Source organism: Caldisericum sp. (assembly GCA_022759145.1).
GTDB lineage: Bacteria > Caldisericota > Caldisericia > Caldisericales > Caldisericaceae > Caldisericum.
In genome coordinates, this window is the sequence record JAEMPV010000027.1 from 1 (window position 1) to 5140 (window position 5140).

Sequence of the window (5140 nt, forward strand, 5' to 3'; positions counted from 1 at the left end):
TTCCTTCCTGTTCTTACAGCATTCAAGATTGATCCACTGTTCTTTGGTGTTATGGCAACCGTTGCTCTTGCAATAGGTCAAATAACGCCACCAGTTGCTGTGAACTTATATGTTACATCTAACCTCATTAAAAAATCTCTTGACCAAACTTCAAAGGAAATCTGGTCATTTGTTGCATTTGCAATCATAGGTTTGCTTATTATTACCTTCTTCCCCAAACTTTCCCTTCTATTGCCTATTGCATCAAAACTTTATACTCCGTAAGATTTAAATTATTTAGGTTGTTTTGTCCCCCGATAAATTCGGGGGATTTTTCTTTTTAGACTATGCATTTTTGTATTATTTGGAAATTTTGGTATTTTGTATAAAATAGTAAAAATTTTTATTAGGGTGGTGAAGATGATAAAAAATTTGGGTATTGATAAAATAAAGGAAATACTTCCGCACAGGGAGCCATTCCTTTTTGTTGACGAAATCCTCGAGGTTGAGCCTGGAGTAAGTGCAGTTGGAAAAAGGACATTTACACAGAGCGATTTTTTCTTTAAAGGACATTTTCCCGATTTTCCAATTGTACCAGGGGTAATCCTTATCGAGTTTTCTGCGCAGGTCTCTGCGTTTATGATTCTTCTTAAGGATGAGTATAAAAATCTCTTTGGGTATCTTACAGGTGTTGAGACTTTCAGGTTTGTAAAAAAGGTAGAGGAAAATCAAACAGTTATTGCAAAGAGCAAAGTTCTCGATTTCAGGCATAACATAGCAAAAAGCGAAGTCGAACTTTTTGTTACTGATACTCTTGTTGCAAAAGGAGTCATAAAGGCATTTTTTGTTGATAAAAATTCTTTAGGAGGTGCGTTTTGAATGTAGGAATCCTTGGCATGGGAAGTTACATCCCAGAAAAAATTGTAACGAACCACGACCTTGAAAAAATTTTAGACACATCTGATGAGTGGATAAGGACACGAACAGGAATTGTTGAAAGGCGCTTTGCAGAACCAACGCAAGCAACTTCTGACCTTGGTGCAATTGCAGCAAAAAGAGCGCTTGAAGATGCAGGCTTAAAGCCAGAGGATATCGATCTCATTATTGTGGGCACAAACTCCCCTGATATGCTTTATCCAGCAACAGCATGCCTTATTCAGGATAAGATAGGGGCTTCGGGTAAATGCGCTGCATTCGATTTACAGGCAGGTTGTCCAGGATGGGTTTACGCAACGGTTGTAGGAACTCAGTTTGTAAAGTCAGGTGCATACAAGCATGTTCTTGTTATAGGAGCTGAGGTCATAACAAGGATGATGGATCCAACTGACAGAGGAACATATGTGCTTTTTGGTGATGGAGCAGGTGCTGTTGTTCTGGGAGAAACTAAAGACAATTCAGGTATTATAGATTTTGAGTTGTATGCAGATGGTTCTATTGCGGAGCACTTGACCCTTCCTGCAGGTGGATCAAGGAAGCCTTTTTCGGAAGAGGTGCTAAAGGAACGCTCATACTTTACGAAAATGAACGGGCGCCAGGTTTTCGAGTTTTCTGTAAGAGAAATTTCCCGCATTTCGAAAAAACTTCTTGATAAGACAGGTGTAAAACTTGAGGACATCAACTGGTTTGTGCCGCACCAGGCGAACCTGAGGATAATCCAGGCTGGTGCAGAAAAACTTGGCATCCCTATGGAAAAGGTAGTTGTGACAATTGATAGGTTTGGAAACTCATCTTCTGCTTCAATTCCTGTGTCTCTTGACACAATAAGAAAAGAAGGTAAACTTAAAAGAGGTGATCTTGTGCTTATGGTGTCATTTGGCGCAGGGATGACATCAGGCGCAATTTTAATGAGGTGGTGAGAAATGAAGGCATTCGTTTTTCCTGGACAGGGTTCGCAGTATGTAGGGATGAGTGCAAAAATCCCCGAAAGTTCAGTTAAAAAAGAGTTTTTTAATAAGGCTTCTGAAATCTTAGGGTTCGATTTGCTTGAGATTTGCGAAAAGGGACCACAGGAATTGCTTACTTCAACAGACATTACACAACCTGCTCTCTACACCGTATCATCCATTTACGATGTCCTCTTAAAGGAAAAAGGTATTAAGGGAGATATTGTTGCAGGGCACAGTCTTGGCGAGTATTCAGCGCTTTTTTCAGCAGGTGTTTTTTCTTTTGAAACGGGGCTTAAACTTGTAAGGACCCGTGGCCTCCTTATGAAGGAAGCTTCAAATAAGGCTCCAGGCAAGATGCTTGCAGTTATCGGACTTGATAAGGATAAGATAAAAACGCTTCTTGATAGCGCTTCGAAATTTGGTGTTATTGTCAATGCAAACAACAACGCATTTGACCAGGTTGTCCTTTCTGGTTCGATTGATGCAATAACAGAAGCACAGCGTATAGCAAAGGAACTTGGAGCACGCCTTGCAAAGCCCCTCGAGGTGTCCGCAGCGTTCCATTCACCTTTAATGGAGCCTGTTGTCCCTGAAATGTCAAAGGCAATTGATGAAGCAGAATTTCATACACCTCAAATACCTATCGTGCAGAATGTGACTGCTTTACCTGAGACTGATGTTGTTCGCATAAAGGAAAACCTCAAGAAGCAACTTACAGGTTCAGTTAACTGGGTTGATTCGGTTTTAAAAATGGATTCAATGGGCGTTAAGGAATACTATGAAGTTGGTCCCAAGAATGTCCTTAAAGGTCTTATTGAACGTATAATTAAAGGCGCTTCTGTAAAGCTTGCAGAGGAGGTCTTTAATGGTTGAAATTAACCTCCAAGGCACCGTTTCTATCGTGACAGGTGGCGGAAGAGGAATAGGGCGTGCAATTTCTATTGCCCTTGCAAAGGCAGGAAGCAAAGTTGCGATAATCTATGCAAACAGGTCTCAGGATGCACTGAACACAAAGGCAGAAATTGAATCCCTTGGGGGAGTTGCCGAGGTATTTCAGTGCAGGGTTGAGGAGGAGCCTTCCGTTGAAAATGTAGTTAAGCAAATCGTCGATAAGTTTGGTAAAATTGATATACTCGTTAATAATGCTGGTGTTACAAAAGATACACTTCTTTTAAGGATGTCTTCCGAAGATTGGGATCTGGTTATGAATACAAATCTCAAAGGAGCCTTTTTGATGACAAAGCATAGCCTCAAATATATGTTAAAGAGCAATTCTGGAAGGATTATTAATATAGGTTCAATTGTTGGCATTACAGGGAATATTGGGCAAGCAAATTATGTATCATCTAAGGCAGGCCTTATTGGTTTTACAAAGGCAGTTGCGCTTGAATATGGGTCAAGAGGTATCACCTCAAATCTTGTTGCTCCAGGCTTTATTGAAACAGAAATGACAGAAAAACTTCCTCAGAATGTAGTCGAATCATACATGAATAAAATTGTATTGAAGAGGAAAGGAACTCCAGTTGATGTTGCAAATGCAGTCCTTTTCCTTGCTTCTCCTCTTGCAAGTTATATTACAGGAAGTGTTATCATAGTTGATGGTGGGTTATCACTAACATAAAAAATTTATTAAGGAGGTAAGAAATGGAAGAAAGAGAAATTAGAGAAAAAGTAGCAAAAGTCGTAAAGGAGAAATTAGGCGTAGAAGACGACAAGATCGTTGACTCTGCAGAATATGTAAAAGACCTCGGAGCAGACTCCCTTGCTCTTGTTGACATTGCAATGGCTCTTGAAGATGAATTTGGGGTAAAAATCCCGGATGAGGACATTAATAAAATTACAACAATCGGGGCAACGGTTTCTTACATTAAAGAACATTTAGGGTAATTATGGAAAGAGAAAGAGTTGTTATAACTGGCCTTGGGGCGGTTTCGCCAATTGGGGTTGGCGTTAACGCATTTCTTGAGGGCTTACTTTCGGGTAAATCTGGTGTTTCGAAAATCTCCTCTTTCGATGTAAGCAACTATCCAGTGCAGATTGGTGGCGAAATTAAGGATTTTAATCCTGAAAACTACATTGATAAAAAAGAGGTCTCACGCCTTGATAGAGTTCAGCACTTTGCATTTGCTGCAGCAAAAGAGGCAATTGAGGATGCCCATCTTGAGCTGGATAAAATTGACCCTGAAAGAGTTGGTGTTTATGTAACATCTGGCATTGGTGGGGTCATCTCTTTAGAGCAACAAATACTTGTAAACAAGGAAAAAGGGCCAACAAGGGTAAGCCCATTCTTAATCACTCAGATGATTGTTGATGCGATCCCTGCATACATTGCTCTTAAATATGGCTTCAGGGGAGAAACTTTTTCTGCAGTTGCAGCGTGTGCATCATCTGCAAAGACAATTGGGGCAGCCCTTCTTGCAATTGAAAGGGGCGATTTGGATGTAATTATTGCAGGCGGTGCAGAAGCCCCATTTACGGGAACTGCAGTTGCTGCTTTCTCCTCAATGCGTGCTTTATCAAAAAGAAACGATGATCCAGAGCATGCATCCCGACCTTTTGATAAAGAGCGTGATGGTTTTGTTATGGGAGAAGGTGCTGGCATTCTTGTTCTTGAATCCTTATCGCATGCAAAAAAACGTGGTGCAAAAATTTATGCAGAACTTGCAGGATACGGAACAACATGCGATGCGTACCATGTGACCGCACCAGACCCAACTGCAAAGGAAGTTATAAGAGCAATGGATCTTGCTTTGAAGAAGGCAAACGTAAATAAAGAGGATGTAAGCTACATAAATGCGCATGGGACTTCGACTCCTCTAAATGATAAAAACGAGACTTTTGCAATTAAGTCGCTTTTTGGGGATCTTGCATACAAAATCCCTGTAAGTTCTACAAAGTCCCAAACAGGACATTTGCTTGGTGCGGCTGCTGCTCTTGAATCCGTTGCAACAGTTCTATCAATTGAAAAAGGAATAATTTTCCCAACAATAAACTACGAAGTACCCGATCCCGAATGTGACCTTGACTATGTTCCTAATAAGCCAAGAGAAGCAGATGTAAAAGTTGCCCTGAAAAATTCTTTTGGCTTTGGTGGACATAATGTAGCGCTTGTTTTCAAGAAATTTGAAGAGTAATTATGCTCAGATAGGCTGACCAATTATATTAATAGGAGGATTGGGGAGGCAAGAGCCTTCCCAATTTTTTTATTTATTTTAAATCTGTTATAATTAAATCAGGAGGTGATTATTTTGGATTTAGTGAAAAAGGAAGTTTTT

7 protein-coding genes are annotated in these 5140 nt (G+C 40.3%); all 7 read left to right on the forward strand.

All coding sequences use genetic code 11. The features are described from left to right. Positions 1-264, forward strand: a 264-nt coding sequence (locus JHC30_01710; GenBank protein MCI4462870.1) for a TRAP transporter large permease subunit, incomplete at its 5' end; no start/stop codon positions are given. 135 nt (positions 265-399) lie between these two features. Beyond that, the gene (locus JHC30_01715; protein ID MCI4462871.1) at positions 400-858 is read left to right on the forward strand and encodes a beta-hydroxyacyl-ACP dehydratase; all 459 of its coding nucleotides are present in this window, start codon (positions 400-402) and stop codon (positions 856-858) included. After that, entirely contained in the window at positions 855-1835 is a 981-nt protein-coding gene (locus JHC30_01720) for a ketoacyl-ACP synthase III (protein ID MCI4462872.1), read from the forward strand. The genes JHC30_01715 and JHC30_01720 overlap by 4 nt, the downstream gene beginning before the upstream one ends. A 3-nt stretch (positions 1836-1838) precedes the next feature. Beyond that, positions 1839-2738, forward strand: coding sequence for an ACP S-malonyltransferase (gene fabD / locus JHC30_01725; GenBank protein MCI4462873.1), 900 nt, complete (start codon positions 1839-1841; stop codon positions 2736-2738). Continuing rightward, positions 2731-3486, forward strand: coding sequence for a 3-oxoacyl-[acyl-carrier-protein] reductase (gene fabG / locus JHC30_01730; protein ID MCI4462874.1), 756 nt, complete (start codon positions 2731-2733; stop codon positions 3484-3486). Before fabD ends, fabG begins: the two co-directional genes overlap by 8 nt. A gap of 23 nt (positions 3487-3509) precedes the next feature. After that, complete coding sequence (acpP, locus tag JHC30_01735) at positions 3510-3752, forward strand: acyl carrier protein (protein ID MCI4462875.1); 243 nt, start codon at positions 3510-3512, stop codon at positions 3750-3752. Between the two features lie 2 nt (positions 3753-3754). Continuing rightward, the gene (fabF, locus tag JHC30_01740) at positions 3755-4999 is read left to right on the forward strand and encodes a beta-ketoacyl-ACP synthase II (protein MCI4462876.1); all 1245 of its coding nucleotides are present in this window, start codon (positions 3755-3757) and stop codon (positions 4997-4999) included. Positions 5000-5140: the final 141 nt, after the last annotated feature.

Excerpts from the sequence above, each read along its gene's own strand:
- acpP (MCI4462875.1), top strand. The coding sequence starts at position 3,510 with ATGGAAGAAAGAGAAATTAGAGAAAAAGTAGCAAAAGTCGTAAAGGAG.
- JHC30_01715 (MCI4462871.1), top strand. The coding sequence starts at position 400 with ATGATAAAAAATTTGGGTATTGATAAAATAAAGGAAATACTTCCGCAC.
- fabD (MCI4462873.1), top strand. The coding sequence starts at position 1,839 with ATGAAGGCATTCGTTTTTCCTGGACAGGGTTCGCAGTATGTAGGGATG.
- fabG (MCI4462874.1), top strand. The coding sequence starts at position 2,731 with ATGGTTGAAATTAACCTCCAAGGCACCGTTTCTATCGTGACAGGTGGC.
- fabF (MCI4462876.1), top strand. The coding sequence starts at position 3,755 with ATGGAAAGAGAAAGAGTTGTTATAACTGGCCTTGGGGCGGTTTCGCCA.